The 25,489-nt window shown below is 35.9% G+C and carries 27 protein-coding genes and 2 tRNA genes; 15 read left to right on the top strand and 14 right to left on the bottom strand.

Features of this window, described 5'->3' with window-relative positions; translation table 11 throughout:
- Positions 1 to 56 precede the first annotated feature (56 nt).
- The 3 genes from WD055_00820 (at position 57) to WD055_00830 (ending at position 5,187) form a co-directional block, all read left to right on the top strand.
- Positions 57 to 569 carry a prepilin-type N-terminal cleavage/methylation domain-containing protein gene (locus WD055_00820; GenBank protein ID MEX0848753.1) on the top strand — a complete coding sequence of 171 codons (513 nt, stop codon included), beginning with the start codon at positions 57 to 59 and terminating at the stop codon, positions 567 to 569.
- A 193-nt stretch (positions 570 to 762) separates the two neighbouring features.
- Positions 763 to 3,516 carry a translocation/assembly module TamB domain-containing protein gene (locus WD055_00825; protein ID MEX0848754.1) on the top strand — a complete coding sequence of 918 codons (2,754 nt, stop codon included), beginning with the start codon at positions 763 to 765 and terminating at the stop codon, positions 3,514 to 3,516.
- A gap of 882 nt (positions 3,517 to 4,398) precedes the next feature.
- Positions 4,399 to 5,187, top strand: coding sequence for a phospholipase D-like domain-containing protein (locus WD055_00830; GenBank protein ID MEX0848755.1), 789 nt, complete (start codon positions 4,399 to 4,401; stop codon positions 5,185 to 5,187).
- 208 nt (positions 5,188 to 5,395) lie between these two features.
- Here the strand turns inward: WD055_00830 and WD055_00835 are convergent, their stop codons facing one another.
- The gene (locus tag WD055_00835) at positions 5,396 to 6,355 is read right to left on the bottom strand and encodes an RluA family pseudouridine synthase (protein MEX0848756.1); all 960 of its coding nucleotides are present in this window, start codon (positions 6,353 to 6,355) and stop codon (positions 5,396 to 5,398) included.
- A 125-nt stretch (positions 6,356 to 6,480) separates the two neighbouring features.
- Here WD055_00835 and mgtE point away from each other — a divergent pair, with 125 nt between their 5' ends.
- The 4 genes from mgtE (at position 6,481) to WD055_00855 (ending at position 8,751) form a co-directional block, all read left to right on the top strand.
- Entirely contained in the window at positions 6,481 to 7,836 is a 1,356-nt protein-coding gene (mgtE, locus tag WD055_00840) for a magnesium transporter (GenBank protein ID MEX0848757.1), read from the top strand.
- A 225-nt stretch (positions 7,837 to 8,061) separates the two neighbouring features.
- Positions 8,062 to 8,137, top strand: a tRNA-Lys gene (locus tag WD055_00845).
- A 124-nt stretch (positions 8,138 to 8,261) separates the two neighbouring features.
- A tRNA-Glu gene (locus tag WD055_00850) sits at positions 8,262 to 8,339 on the top strand.
- Between the two features lie 154 nt (positions 8,340 to 8,493).
- Complete coding sequence (locus WD055_00855) at positions 8,494 to 8,751, top strand: GIY-YIG nuclease family protein (GenBank protein MEX0848758.1); 258 nt, start codon at positions 8,494 to 8,496, stop codon at positions 8,749 to 8,751.
- A gap of 6 nt (positions 8,752 to 8,757) precedes the next feature.
- Here WD055_00855 and WD055_00860 read toward each other — a convergent pair whose 3' ends face one another.
- The 5 genes from WD055_00860 to WD055_00880 form a co-directional block, all read right to left on the bottom strand.
- Positions 8,758 to 9,039, bottom strand: a complete 282-nt coding sequence (locus WD055_00860; protein ID MEX0848759.1) for a hypothetical protein — start codon at positions 9,037 to 9,039, stop codon at positions 8,758 to 8,760.
- Positions 9,040 to 9,296: 257 nt separating this feature from the next.
- The gene (locus WD055_00865; GenBank protein MEX0848760.1) at positions 9,297 to 9,830 is read right to left on the bottom strand and encodes an ankyrin repeat domain-containing protein; all 534 of its coding nucleotides are present in this window, start codon (positions 9,828 to 9,830) and stop codon (positions 9,297 to 9,299) included.
- 240 nt (positions 9,831 to 10,070) lie between these two features.
- Positions 10,071 to 10,241 carry a helix-turn-helix domain-containing protein gene (locus WD055_00870; protein MEX0848761.1) on the bottom strand — a complete coding sequence of 57 codons (171 nt, stop codon included), beginning with the start codon at positions 10,239 to 10,241 and terminating at the stop codon, positions 10,071 to 10,073.
- A 14-nt stretch (positions 10,242 to 10,255) separates the two neighbouring features.
- Entirely contained in the window at positions 10,256 to 11,428 is a 1,173-nt protein-coding gene (locus WD055_00875) for an ATP-binding protein (protein ID MEX0848762.1), read from the bottom strand.
- Between the two features lie 593 nt (positions 11,429 to 12,021).
- Positions 12,022 to 12,699 (bottom strand): ankyrin repeat domain-containing protein, encoded by a 678-nt coding sequence (locus WD055_00880; protein ID MEX0848763.1) that lies wholly within the window; start codon positions 12,697 to 12,699, stop codon positions 12,022 to 12,024.
- Between the two features lie 320 nt (positions 12,700 to 13,019).
- Between WD055_00880 and WD055_00885 the strand changes: the two genes are divergently transcribed.
- Complete coding sequence (locus WD055_00885) at positions 13,020 to 13,262, top strand: GIY-YIG nuclease family protein (protein ID MEX0848764.1); 243 nt, start codon at positions 13,020 to 13,022, stop codon at positions 13,260 to 13,262.
- A gap of 23 nt (positions 13,263 to 13,285) precedes the next feature.
- On the opposite strand, the gene WD055_00890 is transcribed toward WD055_00885, so the two are convergent.
- Both WD055_00890 and WD055_00895 read right to left on the bottom strand, forming a co-directional pair.
- Positions 13,286 to 13,531 (bottom strand): recombinase family protein, encoded by a 246-nt coding sequence (locus WD055_00890; GenBank protein ID MEX0848765.1) that lies wholly within the window; start codon positions 13,529 to 13,531, stop codon positions 13,286 to 13,288.
- A 378-nt stretch (positions 13,532 to 13,909) separates the two neighbouring features.
- A complete protein-coding gene (locus tag WD055_00895) occupies positions 13,910 to 14,344 on the bottom strand; it encodes a hypothetical protein (protein ID MEX0848766.1) in 435 nt (144 codons plus the stop codon).
- 874 nt (positions 14,345 to 15,218) lie between these two features.
- Between WD055_00895 and WD055_00900 the strand changes: the two genes are divergently transcribed.
- On the top strand, positions 15,219 to 16,139 hold the full coding sequence (locus WD055_00900; protein MEX0848767.1) for an endonuclease/exonuclease/phosphatase family protein: 921 nt from the start codon (positions 15,219 to 15,221) through the stop codon (positions 16,137 to 16,139).
- 54 nt (positions 16,140 to 16,193) lie between these two features.
- Here the strand turns inward: WD055_00900 and WD055_00905 are convergent, their stop codons facing one another.
- The 4 genes from WD055_00905 to arfB all read right to left on the bottom strand — a co-directional run bounded on the left by WD055_00905 (position 16,194) and on the right by arfB (position 19,401).
- Positions 16,194 to 16,691: a hypothetical protein gene (locus WD055_00905; GenBank protein ID MEX0848768.1), complete on the bottom strand. Its 498-nt coding sequence runs from the start codon at positions 16,689 to 16,691 to the stop codon at positions 16,194 to 16,196.
- A gap of 252 nt (positions 16,692 to 16,943) precedes the next feature.
- Complete coding sequence (locus WD055_00910) at positions 16,944 to 18,383, bottom strand: hypothetical protein (GenBank protein MEX0848769.1); 1,440 nt, start codon at positions 18,381 to 18,383, stop codon at positions 16,944 to 16,946.
- A 33-nt stretch (positions 18,384 to 18,416) separates the two neighbouring features.
- Positions 18,417 to 18,968 (bottom strand): hypothetical protein, encoded by a 552-nt coding sequence (locus tag WD055_00915; GenBank protein MEX0848770.1) that lies wholly within the window; start codon positions 18,966 to 18,968, stop codon positions 18,417 to 18,419.
- 22 nt (positions 18,969 to 18,990) lie between these two features.
- A complete protein-coding gene (gene arfB / locus WD055_00920; GenBank protein MEX0848771.1) occupies positions 18,991 to 19,401 on the bottom strand; it encodes an alternative ribosome rescue aminoacyl-tRNA hydrolase ArfB in 411 nt (136 codons plus the stop codon).
- A gap of 171 nt (positions 19,402 to 19,572) precedes the next feature.
- Here arfB and WD055_00925 point away from each other — a divergent pair, with 171 nt between their 5' ends.
- The 3 genes from WD055_00925 (at position 19,573) to WD055_00935 (ending at position 21,246) form a co-directional block, all read left to right on the top strand.
- Complete coding sequence (locus WD055_00925; GenBank protein ID MEX0848772.1) at positions 19,573 to 19,734, top strand: DUF1328 domain-containing protein; 162 nt, start codon at positions 19,573 to 19,575, stop codon at positions 19,732 to 19,734.
- 148 nt (positions 19,735 to 19,882) lie between these two features.
- Positions 19,883 to 20,857, top strand: coding sequence for a sodium-dependent bicarbonate transport family permease (locus WD055_00930; protein MEX0848773.1), 975 nt, complete (start codon positions 19,883 to 19,885; stop codon positions 20,855 to 20,857).
- A gap of 17 nt (positions 20,858 to 20,874) precedes the next feature.
- Positions 20,875 to 21,246: a hypothetical protein gene (locus tag WD055_00935; GenBank protein MEX0848774.1), complete on the top strand. Its 372-nt coding sequence runs from the start codon at positions 20,875 to 20,877 to the stop codon at positions 21,244 to 21,246.
- 75 nt (positions 21,247 to 21,321) lie between these two features.
- On the opposite strand, the gene WD055_00940 is transcribed toward WD055_00935, so the two are convergent.
- On the bottom strand, positions 21,322 to 21,525 hold the full coding sequence (locus WD055_00940) for a hypothetical protein (GenBank protein ID MEX0848775.1): 204 nt from the start codon (positions 21,523 to 21,525) through the stop codon (positions 21,322 to 21,324).
- A gap of 277 nt (positions 21,526 to 21,802) precedes the next feature.
- Between WD055_00940 and WD055_00945 the strand changes: the two genes are divergently transcribed.
- The 3 genes from WD055_00945 (at position 21,803) to WD055_00955 (ending at position 23,533) form a co-directional block, all read left to right on the top strand.
- On the top strand, positions 21,803 to 22,372 hold the full coding sequence (locus WD055_00945; GenBank protein ID MEX0848776.1) for an ankyrin repeat domain-containing protein: 570 nt from the start codon (positions 21,803 to 21,805) through the stop codon (positions 22,370 to 22,372).
- A gap of 111 nt (positions 22,373 to 22,483) precedes the next feature.
- A complete protein-coding gene (locus tag WD055_00950) occupies positions 22,484 to 22,690 on the top strand; it encodes a hypothetical protein (GenBank protein ID MEX0848777.1) in 207 nt (68 codons plus the stop codon).
- A 99-nt stretch (positions 22,691 to 22,789) separates the two neighbouring features.
- On the top strand, positions 22,790 to 23,533 hold the full coding sequence (locus tag WD055_00955) for a hypothetical protein (GenBank protein MEX0848778.1): 744 nt from the start codon (positions 22,790 to 22,792) through the stop codon (positions 23,531 to 23,533).
- A gap of 57 nt (positions 23,534 to 23,590) precedes the next feature.
- Here the strand turns inward: WD055_00955 and mutL are convergent, their stop codons facing one another.
- Positions 23,591 to 25,468: a DNA mismatch repair endonuclease MutL gene (gene mutL, locus WD055_00960; GenBank protein MEX0848779.1), complete on the bottom strand. Its 1,878-nt coding sequence runs from the start codon at positions 25,466 to 25,468 to the stop codon at positions 23,591 to 23,593.
- Positions 25,469 to 25,489 lie beyond the last annotated feature (21 nt).

Consider the following 25,489-nt stretch of genomic DNA (forward strand, 5'->3'; position numbering starts at 1 on the left):
CACATGCATCATGATAATAAATATAGATGATGAGAGTAAAGTATATGTATTTTAAAATGAATATAGGTCAAAAAAAAAGTTTAGGGTTTTCTTTGTTAGAGATGCTTATTGTTTTGGCGTTGGTTTCTCTTACGTTGTATCTATCCTTTGGGCAGTTGCGTTTTTTAAAGCGTGGATATGCCTGTGCAGAGTTAGATAGTTTGTATCAGACCTGTTTGTATATGCAGCGTCATGCAATGGTTACCGGAAAAACTTGTGATATAACATTGAATCTTGTAGATAATTCTTATCAATTTAATAATCAACAATGTCAATTGGCGCAAGGTATACAATTTGATGTTTTGCCATACGTGAAAGGACCGCCGTCAACGCCTACAAAATTATTATCAAAGCCGTGTAGTTTTAAAAATAATCATATCAGTTTTTCAAAAGATGGGAGTATGAGTGCAGGAGCAGTGTATATAACTGATGTGGCACATAATTGTTTGTATGCGTTGAGTTCGTCAGTTTCGTCGTATTCCTATTTGCGCAAATATCGTTATGCTGGTAAATGGCATCAGTTAGATTAACGTGAATTAGATTTAAGAAATTTATTTTGCAAATTGTTTTTTTTTGCTGATATAATGCGGCTTAATGAAAGAAGTGGGTATTTTTTTGTCATCCTCGAAGAGGATGACAAAGTAGCGTCTTTAAATTATATGCAAAGAACTGACTAGATCAAGTTTACATTAGATTGGACCAGTATTTTTTGGAATAGTTACTATGTTAAAGCAACTTGTGTTGTCTTGTATTGCCGGTTTGTGCATAGTTGGATTCATGGCTCAGCGTGATACATGGATACAGCAATATGTGCTAGATTATTTTATTACCCAATTTCAGTATGCACTTGATTGTAGAGTTTCATGCCGTTTACAAGATTGTTCTATGTCAGGATTGCAACTACAGTGTAGAAATTTACAGGTAATGCCTAAAAATGGAACCGATTGGTCATGGCGTGCAAAACAATTCAATATTGGTTTTTCATGGTGGCAATTGTTACTGTATGGCTCATTTGATTTTTCAATTTATATTCAAAATATGCATGCATATTCTCAAATAAAAGATGATGAACTTGCTATTGCCAATCATCTTTATTTGGCATTTCGTGGGCCACAACTTTCGATATATACATTCTTGAAAGATATGGAATGTGATGATCTGTTTGTTACTATTGAAGACAGGCAAAAGCATCGTTATGTTGATTTACATTGGGACATTCAGGCCAAAAAGATCGACAACTGTTTTAATGTAGCTGTTGATCTTTATAAGGGTTCACTTCTTGCACAAGAACGTACATTGTTTAAAAATATGTCCGGCTCGTTACAATTTGATTCTTTCGATGGACACCCAACTATTGATGTCTGTGTTAAAGGGGCTGCATCAATTGAAATGCCACAATTGGGTTCAGAAGTTACTCCGTGTTATATCTCCGGGGCATGGCATCATAATCAAGGAACTTTTAGTTTAAAAAATGTTGACCACTCATTTGCTATTGATCCTGTTTTAATTAAAAAAGATGGCAATGGTTTGCAAGTTTCAGTTGAGGCGAAACTTCCCTTAAATTATGTTTGGCATATGCTTACAAATGATAATGATGATAATCGATTATCAGGTAGTTGTGCATTACAGGCAAAGTATGGAGCCTACGATGACACAGATAACTTTCATGGGCATGTTTCTGCTCAGCGCATGCGTTGGCAAGATAAAGAGATCGGCTCGCTTGCAAAGATTACTTTTAATAAAAATACAGAAGATTTAGGCAAAGCTCATTTTGGTGGCGGACTGTATTTACAAAGAACTTCAGGTGCATGTGTTGCAGGATCTTGGTCCTGTTGCCCGCAAGAAGGGATTGCGCAAGCAAGTATAAAAAATAATGCACGGCTTACTTTTTCACCTAAGCATGATTGGCAAATATTGCCGGATGACCTAACCATTAGTTGTGATGTTGATGGTCACGGAGCATTACATGTTCATTATGATGGTAAAGCAACACATGCAAAAGTACAAAATCATATTGTTTCCTCAGGCACTGCATTGATACAGGGAGCGCATGTTGAAGCGGAAGGAACGCTCGATGAAAATAGGTATAAACTTAATGCTTGTTATGATCCTGTTTTGTACTTAAATTCGTTTGATTATGCGAATGCGCAAGGAGATACATTAGTACAAATGACTGGAAACGAAGAACAGCATTATTCAGGATTTATTGATGTTGGTTGTGTCAAAGATATTCTCAAGAAACGTTTACAATATGATTTGCAAGGTGAAGGGATATTTAAACTTAATATTGATAAAATTGATCAATGTTATCATGCAAATGTGCACCTTGTTAATGGTGCAATTCGTTTGCCGCGGACTTATAACTTTGTTCAAGGTTTTGACTGTGATCTTTTTGTTGATCCATTGTATAAAAAATGTACAGTACAAGATTTGGTTTGCACATTGCATAATGGTATCATTTCAACTCAAAAAATGCATGTTGTATTGGCCGATGATTTAAGTCCAAGTTTTGTATATGCGCCTGTTTTAATTGATCGTTGCTTGCTTAACGTTGAAAAAGAACTGTTTGCTATTGTTTCAGGATCAATGTTGTTGAGTAAGAAGCAGGATGCTGATGCTTGCCTAAAAGGGCATTTGATTATTGATCGTTCGCAGTTGAAAGAGAACCTGTTTTCTGATGTGTTTCAAAAAAATATGCGTAATTATACCGCTTATTCATTTGATACGCATGACGATGATTTGCAATGTGATATTACTATAAAAACAAAATATCCGGTACGGGTGCAGACGCCATTTTTGCAAACTGATGCCCGTATTAATTTATCAATAAAAAATAAAGTACGAGATCCGCATGTTTCAGGATCGGTTAATTTAAGTACTGGTCAGTTGCACTTTCCTTATAAGCCTTTATATATTACCAAGGGCTCTTTGCATTTTTCACCAGGTAAGTTAGATGATCCGCTTATTGAATTAGAAGCAAAAAACTGTATTAAAAAAAATAATATTAATTTACATGTTACCGGTTCATTGCAAAATCAGCATGTGAGTCTAGAGGCGTCACCGACTTTAAGTGAAGAGCAGATCATTTCATTATTACTTGTCGGTTCGCAAGAAGAATCACTCAATATGGTTATGCCTGCGCTTATTATGCAAAACATTAAATCGATTTTATTTGGGTATGATCAAACGACGCATAATGCAAGTCGTTATTTTGGCAATTTGCTCAAACCGTTCCGACGTATACATTTGGTGCCAAGCTTTATTGATCAAAGTGGTCGTGGTGGTTTGCGTGGTGCAATTGAGATTGATATTAGCGATCGTTGGCGTGCTGTAATTCAAAAGAACTTTAGTTTGACTGAAGATACTCGTTTTGAATTGGAATATTTATTATCTGATGATATTAGTGTACGCGCAACGCGGGACATTCGTCGTGATTTGATTGGTGAAGTTGAGATGAGGTATAAATTTGGGGATTGATTTTTTAGTCCTCGCCGGACGGGCTTTTTGTTGTTTTTAGCTTCTTGTGAAATTATTGGCTTTTCTTTTTTTTGAATTACTTTTGTTCCAAAGGTTGTCTTGCCACAACCTCTGGACTCCGGGCAAAAAAAGGGAGGCCCCTTTTTTTAATCCCCTTATCGCGGATAAAAACGTCCTTCTTCACTTTGTTCATTCGGACTGTCAGCCCACACTCTCACTCACGTTCCTACTTCGCTCTTCGAGCTGCGAAGGACGTGGTCGATCTTAGGCTTCCATATCCGCTAAAGGAATAAAAAAGATATTAGACCTTATGCGTAATAAAAAAACAGAGACACAAATACTTTTTTCCCATCTCCCTGTACTTCCGTCAAATCACACTTCTCAAAACATTACACAATTGATTTACTTTAAATTATAGCACATGCCAATACGCAGATTATAATAACATTTTGAGGTGGGCGCATTTTTTAAAATTAATTACGCATAAGGTCTATTATAAATTTATGTCCGGTAGTTTGTCTGAGGGTATTTGCCGTTTAGGCATAATGGCCCGAATACAAACGTGCAAGGCGCTCCAACAGCATGTTGGTGTATTTTAGTTAAGGTATTTTGTACAAGCAAAATACCTTAGCCTGTCTGGCAAGACAATAAATAATTTTAAAAAAAGAAAAACAAGCGATCACGATGCTTCGACAAGTTCAGCATGACTTCGCTGCACACGGCAGCATGACTTCGACAAGCTTACCTTTTTGCCGCACACGGCAGCATGAAATCAAAAAATAAAAATTAACATGTAATTTAAAAAAACAAGAAAGCCTTTGATAATGAATATATAATATAGTAAACTGCACCTGGTAATGTAGCTAAAAAAAGGGAGAAGTAATGCAAGCGCATGCTTTCAAAAGAATATTTCGTATTTTGGCACTTTTTGCATTAGCTTTTTTTTTGGTAGGATCAGGGATATGCCCTCCTGAGCTTTCACTAAATCGAAGCACACGTAAATCAAGAGCTCGCAAAACAATTCTAGAAGTTCCCGTTTCATTTGGTAAAACACATTTTATTGTTGGTTTATCAAAAGAAGAGGTTTCTCAACGTAACGCACAAAGTAGTTTTTCTGATGTTGAATGTACGGTAAATGAGGCATACTTTTCTCCTGATGATGATTTGCAGCAAAAAATAATAGATTTTATTGATCAAGAAAAAAAGGGTATTTATTTAGCAATATTTTCATTTACCAATAAAAATATTGCTGATGCTTTAGTGCGTGCACATAAACGGGGCATTGAAATTCAGTTAGTTGCGGATCCAAGTTTCTTGCATGATCGTTATACCAAGATTGCATTGCTGCAAGAAAAAGGAATTTCTGTTTTTGTGTATGATCCAAAAAAATCACCTGGTAATGCATCAACTATGTCGAATATTATGCATAATAAATTCGTGCTTTTTTTGAATAATGTTGATGATAAGCCATTGGTTTGGACAGGGTCATTTAATTTCACCAAGTCAGCATGCTTGAGTAATCAAGAGAATGTTGTGGTGTTAAATAATCCACAAATTGTGAACAGATATATCGAAAAATTTCATGAGTTAAAAAAGCGAGCAATTGCATACAATAACATACATGCTGCAGCCGGACGGGCAACCACAAAAAGAACAGCAAAAAATAAGTGAAAAACATTGTCGGGAGCTAAGACCCAAAAGATATGTGTAAAGTGTGCTTCATTACTACAATTCCTTCTTAGCTCTGCATTATGCTATTTCGAATTTAAGAAAAAAGCAAGTTCTTTTTTTTAGTTTTTTTTACAGAGTTTTTGAAAATGTGCTTTAAATTAACGTAATCATAGTTTTTTAACAAAAATCGAAACTTTCTTTCTTTTTATTAGTGAATTATTTTTAATTTTTGTATGATTTTTTTAATATCTTCAGGGAGTTCACTTTTTATTGCAATTTTTTCTCCATCAAAAATAAATTGCAATTCAGCTGCATGCAACGCTTGTCTGTCAATGAAGGGTGATGGTTTGCCGTATACAGGATCGCCAATGATTGGATGGCCAATTGCAGCAAAATGTACGCGAATTTGATGTGTGCGTCCGGTTTCTAATGTAACACGCACTAGTGCGGCATCTTCATAATATTGTTCAACCTCGTAATGGGTGACTGCATTGCGTGCTTTTGTTTTGGCCTCTTTTTCTGATGTGTATGTTGTCATGCGATTTCTTTCTTTCGGATGCCGTCCAATTAGCAAATTAATAGTTCCTGTTTTTGGTGGATGCCCTTTGACGATTGCGTAATATGTTTTGTTTATATCACGATTGCGAAATAAGATGCCGAATTGTGCGTAGGCATAATTGGTGCGTGGAATAATCATCAAGCCGGAAGTGAGCTTGTCAAGGCGATGAATAATTCCTGGGCGATCTACAGAGCCAACATGAGCAATGTCGTCAATGTTGTGCAATAGCCAATCAGAAAGCGAAACTTCATTGCTTGTTGATGTCGTGGGATGTGCAAGCAGGCCTGCCGGTTTTTCGATAATAATGAAATGAGGGTGCTTGAATACTATTTTTATAGGGATGTTTTTTTGTTTAACCATGTCAGCAGTGATATTGCGCTTTGGTGGAAACATAATAAAGATCGCGTCGCCAGGTTTTACTTTATGGCCGGACTTAGTAACTGTTTGTGTATTTACTTTAACATAGCCATCTTCGATTGCACGATGGAAAAAACTGCGTGTATAGCTAGGAAATGCTTGATGTAAAAAAATATCAATACGCTCTTGAGAGGTTTCAGCATCAACAATGAGTTCAAATTCTTGGCCATGTTGAATAAGGTTTGGTTTCATCAATTTTATCCGGAATTTAAAGTGTATATCCATAGACAAGTGTATTGGGATAGCTTATGATAAAAGTAACAGAAAATAAGCATTAATGCCATATCTCACACAGGCAAAAGTTTAAAGGTCGGGCCATGGATAACAAAACGTTACTTGAAAAAATAAGATATAATGTTATTGAGGTTGCAAATCAAAGTACGGCACTTGGAGCGTCTCTATGGAAAATGTTTATGGAACTCCATCAGGCAGATATAGCAGATTTTTTTTCTGATATTGACAGGGAGTCCTTTTGTGTGTTGTTTTTAGCACTGCCAAAAGAGTTAAAGTATGCAGTTTTTAAAGAGCTTCCTGATAGTTTAAAAGTGTATATTTTGGGCAGGCAAGAAGAGTCTGATGCTTTGGCTATTTTGAATGCTTTGCATGCGGATGAATTAACCGATCTTTTTGATTATTTTTCTGATGATGAATTGCGCAAGTATATGAATGTGCTCAATCAGACTGCGCGTGAACGTGTTTTATCGCTTAGAAAATTTCATCCTGAATCTGCCGGTGGTATTATGGACCCTCATGTTTTCTCTCTTAAGCAGGGTTTTACTGTAGGCAAAAGTGTTAGTATTTTGCAGCGTTTAAAGCCGGATAAAGATATTTATCAACGGATTTACGTAACTGATGAAAATCATCGCTTGCTTGGTTGTATTGATTTACAAGATCTAGTATTACATGGCCCAAAAGAACGCATTTCCAGCTTTATGAAAAAAAATGAATTGATTTTATCGGTAGATGAAGATCGTGAAAAAGTTGCACATCAAATGATACATTATGGCTTGACCAATGCGCCGGTAGTCGCCCAGGATGGTCTGTTTTTAGGAGTAGTCCCGGCAGATACTTTGGCTGATGTTTTAGTTGAAGAGGCAGGTGAAAATGTGCAGCGGATTTCTGCAATGACGCCACTTAAAAAATCTTATTTTGAAACGCCATTTTTAAAATTATTATATGAGCGCAGTGGAATCCTGGTTATTTTATTATTAGTCGAGTCGATATCGGGCACTATCTTGGAAATGTATGAATCAACCTTAGGGATTGTATTGCTATTCTTTATTCCTATGATTATTAGTACCGGTGGAAATACCAGTAGTCAAACATCAGCTGTTGCTATTCAAGGTATGGCAGCGGGCGAAATTCGTGAATCTAATATGTTTAAGTTTTTAAGACGTGAATTGAGACTTGGGGCTGCAATTGGCTCATTGCTTAGTATTGCCGCATTTGGACGGGTATTCTTAACGACCGGTTCATATTTGTACGGTTTTGTTATTAGTTTAGCTTTGGGGCTCATCGTTATGCTTTCAGTTGCTTTGGGTAGCCTTGTCCCTTTAGTGCTTAAAAAATTGAATATTGATCCTGCATTTTCAGCCGGTCCATTTTTGGCAACCGCCATGGATATTTTAGGTGTACTCATTTATTGTGCTATAAGTCGATTAATTCTGTTCTAGCATTATTTTAGCATGGCTTGAACCAGGTAGGGAAAAAGATGTTTATTAAGGCTTTTTGCTCGTAAACAATAGCGTGTTTTATAGAATAAAAAAAGAAAAGTGTTGTTAGAAAGGAAAAATGCCCAAAAAAAGAGCTTTTTCCTTGACAAAAGAACAACATACCTATAAATTTATTTTTGTATCTTAACTGTAAGATGCTTTTTCTTTTGAAATAAACTTTTGGGAGAGCCGTTAGCTCAGTTGGTAGAGCAACAGCCTTTTAAGCTGTGGGTCGCTGGTTCGAGCCCAGCACGGCTCACCAGTCTACACTTATCCGGGTCTATAGACTCGGCAAGCTACGTCTGGAATAGCTATTTTTTTAAATGAATGTTTAAGTTAAACTTTATTATAAAAAAACAAGCTGTAACAAAACTAAAAATAAAGATGTCCCCATCGTCTAGCCTGGTCCAGGACGTTGCCCTTTCACGGCAGAGACAGGGGTTCGAATCCCCTTGGGGACGCCAGTCTTCGCTCTAAAGAGCTTCGTCTGGCTTTCGCCGCTAAATAAATTAAGAAATGAATATAAGCTTTGATAGCAAATAGCGAAGACTGTCCGACGAAGTTGAAAACGTAGACGGGCCGGCCCTATCAATTGAATTATCGAATTACTGTGTTATTATGTATTATGTTTATCTCATAAGATCCATAAAATCTCCTCAAGCTATATACGTAGGTTATACTATCAATATAAGACAACGGTTAGAGACTTATAACTCCGGTGGTTCTGTTCATACAAAAAAAGATCGACCTTGGGAATTAGTTGTGTGTATGGTATTTAAAGATATGAAATGCGCAAAACAATTTGAAAAATATCTTAAGTCTCAATCGGATAGAACATTTGCTAAAAAACGATTTTTGAATTCACAGATTTCGTAGAATGCCTTATTGCCATTTATTGCAAATCAGTTGTAATGAATAAGTGCTGGAGGCATGCAATTCAAAGGCTTTGATCGCAATGTGTGCTTCAAATTTATCAACCACGATATCTTTTTTATCGCCTGATATGCGAATATTTTTATAGCCATAGGGTGCTTTTGACGGCCATTCTCCCTTGCGTAGTTTCTGCTCTATAGTTCGTTTGACGTTATCGCTAATGGCATCGGAATAATATTTTGCCAATCCCAAACTGAATAACGATTTTGTGTGAAGTGTTATCTTCCGCATAATGCGGTGATTGTATCCACGTGTTTGATGAGTTGTTCAGGTTGCCTGTCCGCCGTAGCTTCAGCGAAGGCTGAAAGGCTGATGATATAAATCGTTTTCATGATGCTGTCTTTTTATTTTTTATGGATGTCATTTGTATGGATTATAATTTAAAAATGAATTATATAGATTTCTTTAAAAGAATGCGAAAAAAAGCTAGCCGTATATTTTGTTACACAACTAGCTTTTTTGTTTTATTTTTGTGTTTAGACTTTTTATTATGGTCGTGCGGGTTTGGTAAATTCGCCTGTACTAGTGGGGGTGTGGTCTTCTATAACCTTTGCTAGCTGTCTATTCATTTGAGCAGCAGTTTGACCATGTTTGTCCTTAAGTGTTTTGTTGACACCCCAATCAAGTAAAAGCTTTGCCATATCTGTATTGTCTTCAAAGAATGAGGCTCCTCCAGGAGAACTAGTATGGAAACTTGCCACATAATGTAAGGGTGTCGCTTTAAGCGCGTTATCTTGATTGTTTACATCAGCGCCTCTTTCAAGCAACAATCGTGCAAGTTTTTTGTTTCCTAGCATTACAGCAAGAACTAGAGGTGTTAATCTATGCTCTTCAGTTTGAACGTTTACATCAGCACCTTCATCTAGCAACCTTGTGACCTTATCGTGTAGATAGCTTCCAGATAGTTCTTTTTCCAGGATATTTATTAATTCTTGGCTTTTTGTTGCTTGTTGTGGATCAGCAGCCCAAATATTACAAGCAGTTGCCAATGCAACAAGGTAGAGTAAATTTGCTTTCTTCATATTATTTCCTTTTTTACTCTGGGTTATAGGAGTCAGACCATCTGACACCCTTCTATTATTAATTTTATAATAGCAATTATTTAGGGGGGGGGGGTGCAAGGAAAATATGAAAAAACATGCTCTATCAGGGGTAAAAAAGCTAAAAAACAGTTAGAGATAGATTTGGCAAATTGATTTAATGAGGATCTTTGGGTCAATTCTTTTTTGAAATGTGGATTGGGAATTGTTGGCCATTTCTTTCTATGATAACTTTGCGCAGCCAAGACCTCTTAATATTTTGAACAAGCTTTGGGCGCTTACATTCTTGCGTGTTCCAGATTTTACACTTTGTACAATAGTTGGAGAAAGGCCGGCAGCCCTTGCAAGCTTATGCATCGAAACTTCATCACTTTCTATTGCTGCTGCAATCATTTCTTCAATTTATTTTAAAAAAAATTTTTTAAGTATGTATCAAAAGCACCTGTTGAGATAGAATCAAGGCCGCACGCAATAAATGTTTCAGTTAATGGAAAGATATCTTTGCCAGGATATATGACCAGTAGTAGGTCAAGTTTCAGATCCCTTTGTGCACTGTGCATGGATTTAGTCGTTGAAGGGGAATCGGTATATTTGAATTCAAATCCGATTCGCTTTCCTTTTTTTATAATAAACAGATCCAACTCTGCAGATGCTTGTGTTGCCCAAAAAAAGCATTCTTGAGATGAAACTGAAAGTGTTTGTATAATTTGTTCAAGGGCAAAGCCTTCCCAGAATGCTCCTAACTTAGGATTGCGTTGTAGCATTTTATCATCTTCGATATCAAGCAGAGCATTTAAAATTCCGCTATCGCGAAAATAGATTTTGGGTGATTTGACTTGGCGTTTTTTGAGGTTTTCAAACCATGGTGAGAGAATGCGAATCATAAAAGTTCCTGCAAGGATATCCACATATTTGCGTACGGTATGATCAGAAATGCCAAGCGAGCGAGAAAGTTCACTTGAATTGAGTATTTGTCCATGGTAATGAACAAGCATGAGCCAAAAACGGCGCATTTGTTCAGGAGGAATATTAAAGCCTAAGCTTGGAATGTCTCTTTCTAAAAAGGTGGTTATGTAATTTTTACGCCAGAGAAAGCTTTTTTCTTCTGTATCGGCTAAATATGAGCGTGGAAATCCTCCTCGGATCCACAGTTTTTTGCTTTCATGTACTTCAAACAAAGTAAATGGAGGTAGCTCAATATAGCCAATGCGGCCGGCTAATGTTTCAGATGATTGCTGTATGAGGTCTTTTGAGGCGCTGCCAAGAATGAGAAATTGTTGCTTGTTTTCTGGGCGATCAACAAGAACGCGCAAAATGGGAAAAAGTTCTGGCACACGTTGAATCTCGTCGATGACGATGAATTTTGCAGTGACATTTGAGAGTGCGAGCATTGGATTTTTTAGACGAGCGAGATCAAGAGGGTCTTCAAGATCAAAAAAATGGGCGTCATCAATGTGATGCTTTGTAACATAATCTCGTGCTAACGTTGTTTTTCCCACTTGTCGGGGACCCAAAATAGCGCAAATAGGATGAATGCCGAGCAATGTTTGTATACGTTCTAGGTAATCTTTTCTAATCATAAAGTTCCTTGAAAATTCGAGGTTTAACTTCGATATTACAAGGAACTCTGCATAATTGCAATATATTTCCTTGTAAATTCGAGATTTGATCTCGAGATTACAAGGAAGTCAGTGGTTATGTTTTTAGACAGAAGCATAGTCAATCCTATAAAAGAGCTAAATTGATGGTTTGTGTTGGCTTGAGCCACTCTTTATCATCTTCATCAAAATTGACTTTTAAACCTAGGCATGAATAGAATGCGTGTTAGGCGTGTTAGGCGTGTTAGGCTGATAGTTATCTCTATTTTGCGAGTTCCGAACATATCCAAGAAGTGACGCCAGTCTTCGCTAAAGCTTCAGCTGGCACGGTCATCTTTTTAATGAATTGGTTTACAAAAATAAATTTATATTATTCACGAAAAGCGAAAGCCACCATACTTCGCTCCTACCAGAGCCTTCGTACGGCAAGCCATTTTTTTCAGATACATATGAAGTTAGTCTCTATCAAAATTGAGCTTCAAACCCAAGCATGAATAGAAGGCCTTCATTCTTGTTAGGCTGATGGTAATCTTCATTTCGCGATTTGTATAGAACATATCCAATTTTAAATTGGTTTATTTATTTATTGCCCTTTTGGTCATAGGGCCTTGTTCTGATTGTATAGCTTCTAAAACAGAAGGTTTCTGCTCTCCTGCTGACATCAATTTCGCACCATGGCTAAGCAGTAGCTCGACTAGCTTATTATCTTTACGTATTGCAGCCCAATATAATGGAGAGTGTGATATTCGTCGTGTTGTTTCAAGATTTTTTTTTTGTATAACATTAGGATTAGCATTATGCTTCAGCAACAATCGAATTATTTCGGCATTATCTTCATCTTTAAATTTGTTTACTACTAATTCGACTAAAAATGGCCGATCCTCATTTTCTTGGCCGACATTAGGATCAGCGCCATGCTCCAATAACAACTTAACGATAACTGGGTTATTCTTCAATTTGGCTGCTCGCCACAAGGGTCTTACTTTATATCTATCTGCAATGTTAGGATCAGCTTCGTTCTCTAGTAGTAATTTAGTCATCTCTTCACTTCCATTGTGTATTGCCCAGTGTAAGGCTGTTAAACCTCTTTCTCCTTTTTCATTTGGATCAATGCCTTGCTTTAACATTTGTTTAACACCATCAATGTTGTTTTCTTTCACAGCAGATATAAAGTTTTGTACGTTATTATCGGCAGTCCAGACGTTACAAACAGTTGCCAATGCAACAAGGTAGAGTAAATTTATTTTCTTCATATTATCTCCTTTTTTATTTTGAGTTTATTTATATTGATTTCATAATAGCAATTATTTTTGGAAGGGTGCAAGGAAATTATGAAAAAATATGCTATATCAGGGGTAAAACAGATAAAAGAGCTAAAATCCATCAAAATTGACTTTTAAACCTAGGCATGAATAGAATGCTTTCAGTCGTGTTAGGCTGATAGTTATCTCTATTTTGCGAGTTCCGAACATATCCAAGAAGTGACGCCAGTTTCGAATAAATGAAATTGGCTATCCAGCCGTCGCTCTTCGAGCTATGGCGGACAAGCGTCTTCTTTAACTGATTTAATATTATGTATTTTGTATATTTCCTAAAATCAATTTCTTTTCCTGATAAAATGTATGTTGGTTATACATCTAATGTTCAAGTTAGATTGGCAGAACACAATGTGGAAAATTTTTTTCATACATCAAAATATAAACCTTGGGAAATAATAACGTCGTTTGGATTTAAAGAACAATCAAAAGCACTAGCGTTTGAGAAGTATTTAAAGTCAGGTTCAGGGCGAGTATTTATAAAAAAGCATTTCCTCTGAATTTGCTTGTTCGCCATAGCCCTTCAGGGCGAAGGAGGATCGCTAATGGCATCGGAGTAATATTTTGCCAATCCCAAACTGATGCCAAATTGGAACTTTTCTGAAGTTGAAATGCGGTTATTGATAATTTGCCCATCAGAAACGAAATGGAGTTCAATCTCATCATTGAGCGCTTTTTCATATAATAAGGATATGCGCTTATCAAACACGTTTCGTGAAAGCCGATCAACTTTATCGCAGCATACTGCGACTTTTTCTTTTTGAGCCAAAATAAGATCAATGATGCATCAAATTCTGTGCGGTTATTGCAATAGGAGCTTTCATCGACTGTGTCCGTCGAAGTTTGCCGAGCCAGAAGGCCCGGATAGACTAGGTCGGAAGCTGCATATTTCAAGAATTTCAAAATCGCGCATCTGGCAATGTTATTGTTAGTGTATCAGTACATCAAAGAAAAAAAAGAAGAGCCAATTGCACGTATTTTTTGTGCATTGTTGTCGAACCAACAAACGTTATACGGGGTGGGCTAATGATCTAAATTGAGCTTAACCAATATAAAGAGTCTAGCCATCAGAAAGTTTTTGTGCTTTAACAAAAAAGTCAGACGATCAATGAAAGTCTGACTTTTAGATTGCAACTATTTTTAATCATTATTTAGTAAAGGGCTTTTTCGATTCGGTGAGTGCTTTTTTCCAGCTTTCGAATGTCTTTTTTCCTAGATATGCTGCCATGATTCCGCTTGCAGTGAGAGAGCCAGCTAAGGTCATTTTGTTTATGTTTTTAGGAAATCCCTGATGCAACGCTTTAAGCAATGGTGAGGCAGCTGCGCCGGTCATTATGCCCCAGCAAATTGTCTCAGGGGTTTCCCCTAAGGAGATGCCTTCTGATGATAAGAACACCGGGTCTTCAATGCATTCACGAATGCAAAAATCGATCAGGAAAAATGACAAAGCGCCTGTTAAAAGAGTAACTTTCCCTGTATTAAGTACTCCACCTAGAAAATTTTTCGAATTCTCTATGATATTTGCTTGGGCTGACCCGACCAGCATGCACCCTAGCACACTGCTTAATAGTATACGTTTCATAAAAAGACTCCATTTAAAAGAAAGGTATATTTTTAGCTACTTTAACTATTTTACCATAAAAAAATGAAGGCATCAAGGGCCTTTGTATTTTGCTTAACGATTGTTTTATTGGTATTATTACTATTTGTGAATCCTTCTAGAAGGGAACGTTGATTTTGCGATGTTTGGCAATTTGCCGATGTTTTGAGAGCTTAAGTTTTTGCTTTCAACTTCGCCGAACATGACGGTAGAAAAAAAATATTTTTTAAATAAATCACAAAAAAGAAAAACCATGTATTTCGTTTATTTACTCAGATCTGTAACTTTTCCGGAAAAAACCTATATAGACCACGCTAAGGATGTTCCGCTTTGTTTGCAAGAGCACAATGCAGGAGAAGATCAGTATACTGTTCAACATAAGCCGTGGAAATTAGTTACATCTGTTGCGTTTAAGGACCGAGATAAAGCTATCAAGTTTAAACAATATCTTAAGTCCGGACCCGGTCGGATTTTTACCAAAAAGCACTTTCTATAGAATTCACTGATAAAGTTTTTTATTGATAAGGATCATCCTGGTATAGATCGCTTTTATAATCTTCTTTCGCTTTCAATGCTTTTTGTTTTTCTTTTATAGGCATTTTGGCGCTTTTCTTTTCATATGCGTTTGTGACAATGATTTTACCATCATCAAAGAAAAAACATATTTATTTAAAAGTTCAAATGCGTCTCAATAAACAAGGAATTTTTTAAATTAATTGAGGTTAAGTATTGAGAAAAAGAGAGCCTAGACGTGAATAGAAAACTTTGCGCGTGGGCTAGTAGTTATCTACTAGTCTAAAAAAATGTTAGTATTGTAGCCGGTTTCTATTTTTAATTTTTTTCAAAGAGGAAGAACATGAACGAATGTTGGTCAAGTAAGGGTTTGATGCTAGCCTTATTATTGTGTGCGAATGTTGCGCAAGCTGCTGCAGACGAACTATCGAAAGATGTATTTACAAGTTCTGCTTTAAAAGTATTGTCATATAATATTTGTACTGAAGCAAGAACATTTGGCACAGAGTTAGATATAGAGCATAGGCTTTCGGCGATTTTGAAAATTATAAAAGAAAGTAATCCAAATATTATTTGCTTGCAAGAAGTGCGTAGTAAAGTTGCTGAAACGGTTGCAGCATTATTGAGTGCAAATGGCTATAGAACCCATTACTCTTCAAATAATGGTGGGGAAATGTCGTTGGGATTAATGACTGCATATAAACCGGATTTATTCCTTTGTGAAAGCCATAAAACGCAATGGTTTTCTGAAACGCCGAATGAGTGTAGCGGTAATGAATGGTACCCATGGGGGCGCATTTATACCATTGCCAAATTGCGTGCGTGTTTGAAAGGCGGTATGCCAGATACCTCAAAAGATTCGCTTTGGATAATAAATACTCATTTAGGATTGAAAGAAGAAGAAAAAGAATATAGCGCTAAACAGTTGCTTGCCGCTATGGCAGTTTTAAATCGGGCAGTACTTGTTGGTGACATGAATTTCTTTGATGATAAGCAAGGCCTGGAACAACGTAAAATGTATACGGATGCCGGTTTGCTTGATCTTCTTGCAAAAAAAGTTGGAACTTTTTCAGGTTATTCATATGATGGGTTTATTCCTAAAACAAAAGCGACATTGTCAAAGCTTGATGGTGCTTTTACAAAAGGAATAAAACAAGTGGAAGCAACTGTTTTGCTTTACGATGAACTTGAAGATGATTTAAGTAATCGTGATGAAATGCCATCAGATCATTTGCCGATTCTATTACGTTTGGCAAAACTTTAGATTTTAAATAATGAAAAAAGGCCCTATTTTAATAAGGCCTTTTTTCATTGTTATTTAAGATGCAAGTTTTATTAGTTCTTTATGTAGTCGTTTTGCATCGTTAAAACTGTATTTATCAATTAGATCTGCTGGAAAGAGTTCTGAACCATAATCGGATGCTGTTGGCAGATTGTCTACTATTTTCTTTAGCTTTTTTGCAGCCAAATCACACTCTTCTTTTGTTGGGTTTAATGATATAAGGTATGCAAGGGCATTTATACGATTATACGGAATGAATTCTTCCCAACAATCCCAGGGAAGGCCATCGGGATGAATTATTGTGTGAGTTATTTTTCTTGAAGTGTTTAAGTATGATGCTGCTATTACAATAGGGAATTCTCTCGTTTTGGGATCAGTTTCATGAATATTATCTTTATTGAAAGTCTTTCTCACAATTTCAACCTGGCCTCTTCTTAGGGCATCAAATCGTGAGAAAGTAGTCGATTCTTTTGAGTTTTCTGCTGATTGAATGTTTAAGCATACCGCTAAGGTACATAAATAAAATAATTTCATTTTGAGGTTTCCTTTCAAATTGTGTGAGTCTGTTAACAAATTTGAATAATATCATAGATTTAAAGTTTATGATATACGCTTTAGTTTACGGCAATTTTTTTCTAATGGAATCTATTGTATGATCTCGAAAATTATTTCCAAGCAAGATTGTTCGGCAACAAATCTGAAAAAGTTGCAGTGAAAACTAAAATCGTTAAATGTGCTTTTATTAAGGAATAAAGGAAGTATAAAAGATAATTTATGCTTATGTTTTTAATAACTGATGCCAAACTTACTCCATACACACCAATTTGAAAGAGCATTGTTGTCTGTGGAGACTTCATAAGAGGCTCCGGCGCCGATCAGTGTGGGCAGACCATAAAAGTGGCCGTCATAACCAAATGCAGCGTACACTGAGTTGGTGAGTGAGCGTGGCATGGTGCCGGATGCAATGTTTAAATCGCACAAACTTAATTTAACGCATGACGGATCGGATACTGGAGCGTTATTAATCACCGATTGGCAAATCTGAGCACATGATGCAGATGTTGGCTGTTGCATACAATCGCCAACAATGTCATAAATGGCATAGCCTTTAGGAAAATCATAGATTTGAACTTTTTCTTTTTGTTGCCACCAGAAATTATAGCCAATTTCAACATCACAACTGCGGTGACGATAATGCAATGCAATCCACCAATCAATACGGGATTGAATGGTGATTTGAGCCTCTTGAGTAAAAACATTTATACCCGGCATACTATTTGAGGGTTCATCACATTTTACCACTTGTAGGTAACGCGACCAATCACCATTTTTGCACAGATCAAACGAGCGTTTTTCATGTACCGGCAGTCCATAAAGATATTTAAAATCGGTTAAGATCGCCAGTTCATGGATTTCATCTGCATAAAAATTATGGTCTGCAATAAAGCCGAAACCTACAGCATTAACGGTACTCCCAACTATGGGTTCAAATATGCATTCTGCGGTGCCGGCTTTTCCGGTTGGCACGGCAAAGGTGAAATATGGACTTAAATGATCAACGCTATCTTCTTCAAGAAAGTACCAATCATAGCCGAATTTAAATTCAATGTTATCTACACCATGCTTTGTTTGTGTTTCAGGACAGAATGTATTAAATTCCCAGTTTTCTTGATTGAGTGCTTGGCAAATATTTGTGACATTACATGCGGTTCCAAAAGTGTTACTTTTTTCGCACAAACCAATGTTATGTTTTGATTTCATTGCTGCAAGGGCAATGTCTGACCATAAATGAATATTTAAAATTGGATTCCAATTGATACGAATATTTATGAACGTCCCGATGAGGGTACGTTGTGGACTAAGTGAAAAAGAACCATCAAACTGCTGGTTTGCATCGGCAATTAAATTAAGCCACAACGAGCCAATATCTCCCGTGCCATCTTCTTTGACAGAAACGGATGGTTGATTACACGGTAAAAAAAAGCGGGCAATGTCGTCTTCGTTGGTGGAGCGTTGATAAAATGGTGAAACTTGAAGCGTGATGAACGTATCATGATTTTTAAAAATGGTTCGATACCACCAGAATAAAGTAAGGTTGTGTTGCAGTAGGTTGTTGCTTGTTATATCTCGCGGAATAAAAACGCTGTGTGAATGGCATGTATCATTACGGCAATCAGCTAATACCATTATGTGCAAAAAAAATAATAAAAAGTAGAAGTGCTTCATATAATCCTTTTTTTTCTTATACTCATGCAGAGATCAAGGTAATTTTTTGCGGGCATTATATGCATGTACATTCATGAGAGCTGCAACAGGGAGAAATATGATTGTAGCGCCTAAAATTGTTGCACAAAGTAAAAGAAGAAGGCCATGCCATCTTGCATGCTTAGTTAAGTGATCACTGCAATGAAATGATTCAGTAATAGAGCTTTTATCAAGTACAATGCAATATTCTATATAGTAATAACGAGAAGCAAGATAAAGGCCTGGAATAATAAAAAGGATTAAGCCGATATTGACTAAAATGGTATATAAAATTAATGCGGCAAGCCCTTTTATAAATGTTTTCCAATCAATAAAAAATTGCCTCAGTGTGACCGGTTGTTGTTGATACAACAAATAAGAAACTTTGATGTAGCAAAGCGTGATATAGAAAAATAAAAAAGGGAGGCCGAGACCCAAAGTTGTTATGCCAACAATTAAAACAAGCAGTGCTGTGAGAAAAAAAAGTTTTATAAAAACTGTTATATGATCAAAAAATTCTTTAAATGCCCATGTAGCTGCATGAGTTACAATGGAGAGATTGTTCATAACTTTTTCCTTATTATATTTTTTATTCAAAATCTTTTTTGCTGCGCATGCGTTTGAGTACGCTTCTTATTTTTTTACTTTTGAGTCGTTTTTCTTTTGCACCTTTTGGAATTCCGGTTTTCTTTCTTTTTTTTGGTATGTATAAAGCTTTACGTATTTTTTGTGTAAGCAGATCATAGGCCAGTTTTTTGTTTTGTAGCTGACTGCGAGTTGAGCTATGTTGTATTACGAGTTCACCATCTGTGGTTAAATCTGATTGTAGTTTTTCTAATATACGTTGTTTTTGATGTTCATTGAGCGCGTTTGTTTTATGCACATTCCATCGAATAATTACTCGCGTATTTGTTTTATTAACATGTTGTCCGCCCGGACCGCCGGCGCGTGCAGTGGTTATTTCCAATTCATGTTCAGGAATTATAATATTATTTTTCATAAGTATCATTTTATTATTAAAAGTTATTTTGTTTTCAGTTTATACAGAAGTATATCTAAAAAACTATAAGAATCATGTTTTTAGTCCGGATAATATTGTTGAGCTTTGAGTGTATCGCAATGTAATATATATAGGAAAGAATCACAAAACTAAGTAAAGAAAGGGTTCCAAATGATCGATTGGGTAGTAATTTTTTTGATACTAGCTATAGTTGCCGGAGCTTTAGGATTTGGCGGCATTAGTATTGTGTCGGTAGAAATCGCAAAATTATTATTTTTCATCTTCTTGCTTTTGTTTGTTGCATCACTTGTGATGAAGGTCTTGCGTAAGTAATAAAAATATCTGTTGAACAATCGGCAAAGGATATATTAGCAATGGTTGTATCCGGCCGGAATTGATGAAAAACCGGCTTTTTGCTAGTATAGAGATATTAAGTCCTCTTGTATTCCCTTTTATAACTAATGTTTTAACCGGAAAAACTATGTGTATTGATCCGATTGTTCTGTTTTTTTTATGCGGTATTTTTATAAAATTGATATTTCCATCTCTGAAAATGCCTAGACTCGTATATGATAGTGTGAGTGTTTTTTTACTTATATCTATTGGTCTAAAAGGAGGGCTTGAGCTTTGTACTTGGGCAAGTCTTTCATTGTTGGTTCAAGTTTTGGGCATTTTACTTTTAAGCATCGGGATCTGTTTTTTGGCATATTTTTTGCTTGATCATTTTGGTTCGTATAACAAGGCTGATTGTGTTGTGATTGCAGCTCATTATGGATCGGTCAGTGTGGGAACTTTTGCCGTTGCAATTGCGATGCTAGAGCATCTTGGTATTGACTATGAATCATTTATGCCGTTATTTGTAGCACTGATGGAATTTCCTGCAATAATTATTGCATCGTTAATGTTGAAAAATATCTATCATGGAAATCAGTCGTTTATGCGTAGTTTTTTTAATGCTTTGAGTTGTAAGAGTGTCTATGTTTTATTGTTAAGCATTGCTTTCGGTTATGTTTTTGGGCCTTATGGTATTGATGTTATTGAACCTTTATTTTTTAATCCATTCAAATGGATATTGGCGGTCTTTTTGGTTGAAATGGGCATCTTAGTTGGTGATCAGTTTAGTTTGATTAAGAAGCATTATAAAGAAATTGTGTTGCATTCTATTGGATTGTCACTAATAGGCGCATCTCTTGGCTTATTGTTTGGTTTAATATTCCAGTTAAGTTTGGGTGGTGTTATTTTACTTATGGTGTTAGCTGCAAGTGCTTCTTATATTGCCGTTCCTGCATCACTCCGCCAAAGTTATCCTCAGGCGAATGTACCATTGGCTTTGAGTCATTCTCTAGGTGTAACTTTTCCATTTAATGTTTTTTTTGGTATTTATATGTATATAGCGGCAGCTTCTTGGATTTTTAATTACTTTGGCCTGGATAAGTCGGTTTATTTTTGTAGTTAAAAAAAAAGGATTTAAAGATGATTGGTAGTAATATTTTAAAGAGAAAGCTGATAACATTATTTCTTGTTTCTTGTTTTTGCATAAAAGCAAATACAGAAGCTCAGCCGCTTACGCCGCGATCATCTAAAGATTTGGTACATTTTTATGAAGGATTGTTTCAGTTAAAAGAGTCTGCTATAACATGTAGCACCACTAGTAATAAAAAAGAAGCTCAAGAGATGGAGATGAGATTGAATCGTTTGACTGCTGAGTTTACTGGAGTGTTATTGTCTTCCGGTGTTGACGCAGCAAAGGTTCTTGCATTAAAAAGTGGATTGCAGCAAACGAATAATAAATCACAATATATTGCGTCTCTTGAACAGTTGTTGAGTGGGCCTTTATCAAAATAGAGTTGAATGTGTATAAAAAAGGTGGACGGGAGATATGAACATTATATCCCGCCCACCTTTTTTATATATTTATGCTTATTTTTTCTTGCGTAACATTGGCAAGCCGGTGCGTTTGTTTTCAAACACTTCATACCCTGCAGGTAGAGTGTCTAAAGCATTTTCACCGGCTTCCCCAGCAAAATAGTAAATTCTTTGTAGGCGACCACCGGCCAATTTCACTTCTTTTGTGTGCAAGTGGTAGGTTTTGCCACTTTTTTTAGATTTTGCAGTAAAAGCCATGATTAAGCTCCTTTTTTTATTATATTTATTCAAAACACCTAAAAATAGTTAAGATACAGCTATTAACATCAATATATTAAATTCAAATAGGAAATAGCTATACTTTTTTTAAATTTATCTGTTTTGGCTATAAAATAGCTAAAAAATGTATGCTTTTTTTAATAAAACAGTTTTAACTGAGGGATTTTTTAATGTTATTGCTTTTTGTATAGACTTTACTTTATAATGTATAATATGAAATAATGGTCGAAGTGATCTGAAAGAAAAGGGTATTTTCATGAAGAAAATTATGTGGATGTTGATTTTTATAAGTTATGCTTCATTATTGCGAGCAGATGGTAGTAGATCGCCTTTACTTAGGCAAGCTGCTCAAATTAATTTAAAAAGTCTTGTTGAGTCAGAAGAATTTGAGCCGTCAGAATCGAGCTTACCTTTGGAAGATCGACATGCAGTAACGGCAAATAATAAGCTTAATTTTTTAAAAGCAATTAAGGAGGGCGATGAACGTGGTGTTCGCCGTTTTTTACTAAAAAGAAAACCTATATTTGTTGATAAATTAACCGGTTTTACTTCATTGCATGTAGCTGCGATGCATGATCGTTTAGATATATTACATTTGTTGTTTGCTCATGGGGCTCAAAAGATAGTTAATGTTGTTGATCGCAATGGAAATACTGCTTTGCATTATGCAGTTCAAAAAGGTGATCCTCAAGTTGTTATGAAATTGTTGATTAATAAAGCTGATCCAACAATAGAGAATTTGAAGGGCCAAAAGCCAAGTGATCTGATTCAAGAAGATAATGAATTCATTAAAAATTTATTAATTGAGTATGCTAAGAAATTTTAACATGAGTTTGTGTTTTTGTTTTCCTATTTTATTTTTGAATGTTTGCACATAAAAGTAAATAGAATTATACTTTAGTATCTATACATGAGCTTTTTTTATTCAGGACAATTTATGTATAAAAATAGTAATAAGACACTCGGAATGTTATATATTGTTTTTGGCGCTTTATTATTCTTGTTAGCTGCAGGTGAATGGCTTTTGAAAGCTGGTTTGGCAATCGCGGCTTTTTATATTATAAATTATGGGCTTTCGTTGCGCGGGAAGCCTCCGTTGACTTTTTATGTGATGCGTTGGTTTAGTGGAACGCGTCCTTTTTAACTTTTTATTATTTCACATAATATTGTTTTCTCTTTGGGTAATATGTTACATTGAGCCCATGGGAAGCTTATATTAAAACTTTTTTTTGGAGTATGTTTTATGAATACAAGACTTTCACTTTCAATTGCTGTCAAGCGTTCTTTTAATTTGATACTTAATAATGCGAGCGTAGTTGTTCCGGCAACATTGCTTTATTGGAGTATTCTTGCGCTTGTAGGTTTTTTTTCTTTTTCACCGCTTATTAGTTTTCAAAGCATTTCTTCATTATGGTCTGGTTTGAATGGTGCAACGCCACAATTACAACAACAGGCAATTACATTGTTTATTAATGAGAATGTTTCGTTGTTTAGGTATGGTTTTCTTGCGCTATTGCTTGTGTCATTAGTTTCTATTTGGTTATGGATCGGTCTGGTGCGTGTCTTATTCGATCTGTATGATACAGGCAGTAGTAATGTCTCACAGCTTTTTTCCGGTTCACTTTCACAAACATTTAAGATGTTAGCGGGTTGTGTTTTATTGATGCTCATGTTGATTCCTGCTTTTATGCTTTTTATTGTCCCCGGTATATATCTTATATTACGTTTTATGTTTTTCCCATGTTTTATTGTTGATCAAGATGCAGGGGTTATTGAAAGTTTCAAAAAAAGTTGGCATATAACCAAAGGGCATGAATGGGCGATGGTTCTGCTTTTGCTCGTGTTTATTTTATGTTTAAGCTTTATATCATTAAATTGGGTTGTCTATTTATTGGTTATGCCTTTTAATTTAGTGCTATGGATGAGTGTTTATCGCCAATTGAGTGAAGAAGGGCGCCTTGCAGTGCCAACATCTCAATTAGATTAGTTTTAAAAATATTAAGAAGTAAAAAGAGAGCCGATTTCAATTGGCTCTCTTTTTTATTTATGTATCGGTTTTTTGTGAACGATAATCTCGCTTAAATTTCTTTTTTATTTCATCGTGATGAAATAAAAAACTGGTAGGGCGTCCATGAGGGCATAAGAAACGATTCTCAGTTTTTTCGAGATCAACAAGCAGTTGTTGCATTTGTTCACGGCTCAAGGTATCGCCGGCTTTTACTGCAGCTTTACATGCCATGTCGGCATATAATTTTTTTTGCATTTCTTTTTCAAATTGTTCAGAAGCGAGTTCTTTATATTCATTAATCCAGCCAACGGTTTGTTTGATAATGTCATCAAGAGCAACGTTTTTTAAGTGGACCGGTGTCGCTTGAATTTTTACAGTATCTTCACCAAATGGCTCCAGTTCAATGCCATAACGAGAAAATAATGTTATATGTTTTTCTATAATGCTTATATCTTCTTTTGGCAGCGTAAGAACTTGAGGGAAAAGTAATTGTACTTTTGTTACGTTATTGTGTTGTGCAACAAATTGTTCATATAAAATACGTTCGTGAGCAGCATGTTGATCAAGTAAAAACAGTCCATTTTCCTGCTCGAGTAAAAGATATGTTTTTTTGTATTGGCCAATTAGTTCATATTGTTGCTTTGCAGATTCAGGTAATACTGAATTTTTTTCTTCGGTAATTGCTTGATGAGGATCAGAGTGATCGTTTAGTTGTTCAACGTTATTAATTTCCGGTGTTGATATGGTTGAATTTAATGTTGTATCAGTTGGTGCAAAGGCAGGTTTGTTTAAGTATTCATCAAAGTTAAATGGTGAAAAATGAGTATTTGATGAAGATGAAAATGTTGGTGTAGGTTGAGTGTGCGGTTGCGATTCAAAGGGCACATTTTGTTTTATATGTACTGTTTTATTCAATTGTGCTGAAAGTTGTTGTTCTAATGCTTGAGTGATGCATATTTGTATCTCACGTTCAACGCGGCGTGGGTGCAAAAATTGTACTTCTTCTTTGCGAGGATGAATATTGATATCAACTTCTTGTGGGTCGATGGTAATAAACAAGCATCCGGTAGGATAACGTGCAGGGGGCAATACATTTTGATAGCCTTTAATAAATGCACGCGTTAGTTTGCTGTCTTTTATCCATCGATTATTCACAAACAGATAGATGCTGTTACGGTCGTAACGCTGTAATTGATGATCGGAAATCAGACCCTTCATGCTGACTCCGAATGCTTCGTGTGTTGCCGTAATCATTTGCTGTGCCGTATGGTGGTCAAATAGCTGTTGCCATCGTTGTGCAATGGTATCAGTACCGGTGCAGTTATATATGAGTTTATCTTCAGCATATAGTTTGAAGTCGATATGCAAATGAGCTAAAGCTACAGCAAAGAATAGTTGTTGAATTTGTCGCCATTCAGTTTCACGTTTTTTTAGGAATTTTTGACGAGCGGGTAAGGTATGAAAAATATCTTTTACTGAGATATCAGTACCATTGATTGCAGAAACATTTTCTTTTTGTATGATACTATTTTGCTCGATGTGAATTTTGGTACCATGCTCAGCTGTTTTTTCTTTAGTGATTAACGTTGTTTTTCCTACAGCTGCAATACTGGCAAGTGCTTCACCACGGAAGCCAAATGTTACAATTTCTTGTAGTTGGTCAACATGTGTAATTTTACTTGTCGCATGTTGTTCAAAGCATAGTATCGCATCTTCAGGTGACATGCCATATCCATTATCAACAACACGAATAAGTTCTTTCCCGCCATCTTTAATGTGAATAGCAATTTTACTGCTTTGCGCATCAATAGCGTTTTCAAGCAGTTCCTTGAGTAGGTTTGATGGACGTTCAACTACTTCACCGGCTGCTATTTTTTGTGCCTCATGAGTAGGGAGCTTATGTATTTTGTGCATGATAAAAAACTTTTGTAAAAA

Source organism: Candidatus Dependentiae bacterium (assembly GCA_040878395.1).
Taxonomy (GTDB): domain Bacteria; phylum Babelota; class Babeliae; order Babelales; family Vermiphilaceae; genus JAKBEL01.

Excerpts from the sequence above, each read along its gene's own strand:
- WD055_00820 (MEX0848753.1), top strand. The coding sequence starts at position 57 with ATGAATATAGGTCAAAAAAAAAGTTTAGGGTTTTCTTTGTTAGAGATG.
- WD055_00825 (MEX0848754.1), top strand. The coding sequence starts at position 763 with ATGTTAAAGCAACTTGTGTTGTCTTGTATTGCCGGTTTGTGCATAGTT.
- WD055_00830 (MEX0848755.1), top strand. The coding sequence starts at position 4,399 with ATGCAAGCGCATGCTTTCAAAAGAATATTTCGTATTTTGGCACTTTTT.
- WD055_00835 (MEX0848756.1), bottom strand. The coding sequence starts at position 6,355 with ATGAAACCAAACCTTATTCAACATGGCCAAGAATTTGAACTCATTGTT.
- mgtE (MEX0848757.1), top strand. The coding sequence starts at position 6,481 with ATGGATAACAAAACGTTACTTGAAAAAATAAGATATAATGTTATTGAG.
- WD055_00855 (MEX0848758.1), top strand. The coding sequence starts at position 8,494 with ATGTATTATGTTTATCTCATAAGATCCATAAAATCTCCTCAAGCTATA.
- WD055_00860 (MEX0848759.1), bottom strand. The coding sequence starts at position 9,039 with ATGCGGAAGATAACACTTCACACAAAATCGTTATTCAGTTTGGGATTG.
- WD055_00865 (MEX0848760.1), bottom strand. The coding sequence starts at position 9,830 with ATGAAGAAAGCAAATTTACTCTACCTTGTTGCATTGGCAACTGCTTGT.
- WD055_00870 (MEX0848761.1), bottom strand. The coding sequence starts at position 10,241 with ATGATTGCAGCAGCAATAGAAAGTGATGAAGTTTCGATGCATAAGCTT.
- WD055_00875 (MEX0848762.1), bottom strand. The coding sequence starts at position 11,428 with ATGATTAGAAAAGATTACCTAGAACGTATACAAACATTGCTCGGCATT.
- WD055_00880 (MEX0848763.1), bottom strand. The coding sequence starts at position 12,699 with ATGAAGAAAATAAATTTACTCTACCTTGTTGCATTGGCAACTGTTTGT.
- WD055_00885 (MEX0848764.1), top strand. The coding sequence starts at position 13,020 with ATGTATTTTGTATATTTCCTAAAATCAATTTCTTTTCCTGATAAAATG.
- WD055_00895 (MEX0848766.1), bottom strand. The coding sequence starts at position 14,344 with ATGAAACGTATACTATTAAGCAGTGTGCTAGGGTGCATGCTGGTCGGG.
- WD055_00900 (MEX0848767.1), top strand. The coding sequence starts at position 15,219 with ATGAACGAATGTTGGTCAAGTAAGGGTTTGATGCTAGCCTTATTATTG.
- WD055_00905 (MEX0848768.1), bottom strand. The coding sequence starts at position 16,691 with ATGAAATTATTTTATTTATGTACCTTAGCGGTATGCTTAAACATTCAA.
- WD055_00910 (MEX0848769.1), bottom strand. The coding sequence starts at position 18,383 with ATGAAGCACTTCTACTTTTTATTATTTTTTTTGCACATAATGGTATTA.
- WD055_00915 (MEX0848770.1), bottom strand. The coding sequence starts at position 18,968 with ATGAACAATCTCTCCATTGTAACTCATGCAGCTACATGGGCATTTAAA.
- arfB (MEX0848771.1), bottom strand. The coding sequence starts at position 19,401 with ATGAAAAATAATATTATAATTCCTGAACATGAATTGGAAATAACCACT.
- WD055_00925 (MEX0848772.1), top strand. The coding sequence starts at position 19,573 with ATGATCGATTGGGTAGTAATTTTTTTGATACTAGCTATAGTTGCCGGA.
- WD055_00930 (MEX0848773.1), top strand. The coding sequence starts at position 19,883 with ATGTGTATTGATCCGATTGTTCTGTTTTTTTTATGCGGTATTTTTATA.
- WD055_00935 (MEX0848774.1), top strand. The coding sequence starts at position 20,875 with ATGATTGGTAGTAATATTTTAAAGAGAAAGCTGATAACATTATTTCTT.
- WD055_00940 (MEX0848775.1), bottom strand. The coding sequence starts at position 21,525 with ATGGCTTTTACTGCAAAATCTAAAAAAAGTGGCAAAACCTACCACTTG.
- WD055_00945 (MEX0848776.1), top strand. The coding sequence starts at position 21,803 with ATGAAGAAAATTATGTGGATGTTGATTTTTATAAGTTATGCTTCATTA.
- WD055_00950 (MEX0848777.1), top strand. The coding sequence starts at position 22,484 with ATGTATAAAAATAGTAATAAGACACTCGGAATGTTATATATTGTTTTT.
- WD055_00955 (MEX0848778.1), top strand. The coding sequence starts at position 22,790 with ATGAATACAAGACTTTCACTTTCAATTGCTGTCAAGCGTTCTTTTAAT.
- mutL (MEX0848779.1), bottom strand. The coding sequence starts at position 25,468 with ATGCACAAAATACATAAGCTCCCTACTCATGAGGCACAAAAAATAGCA.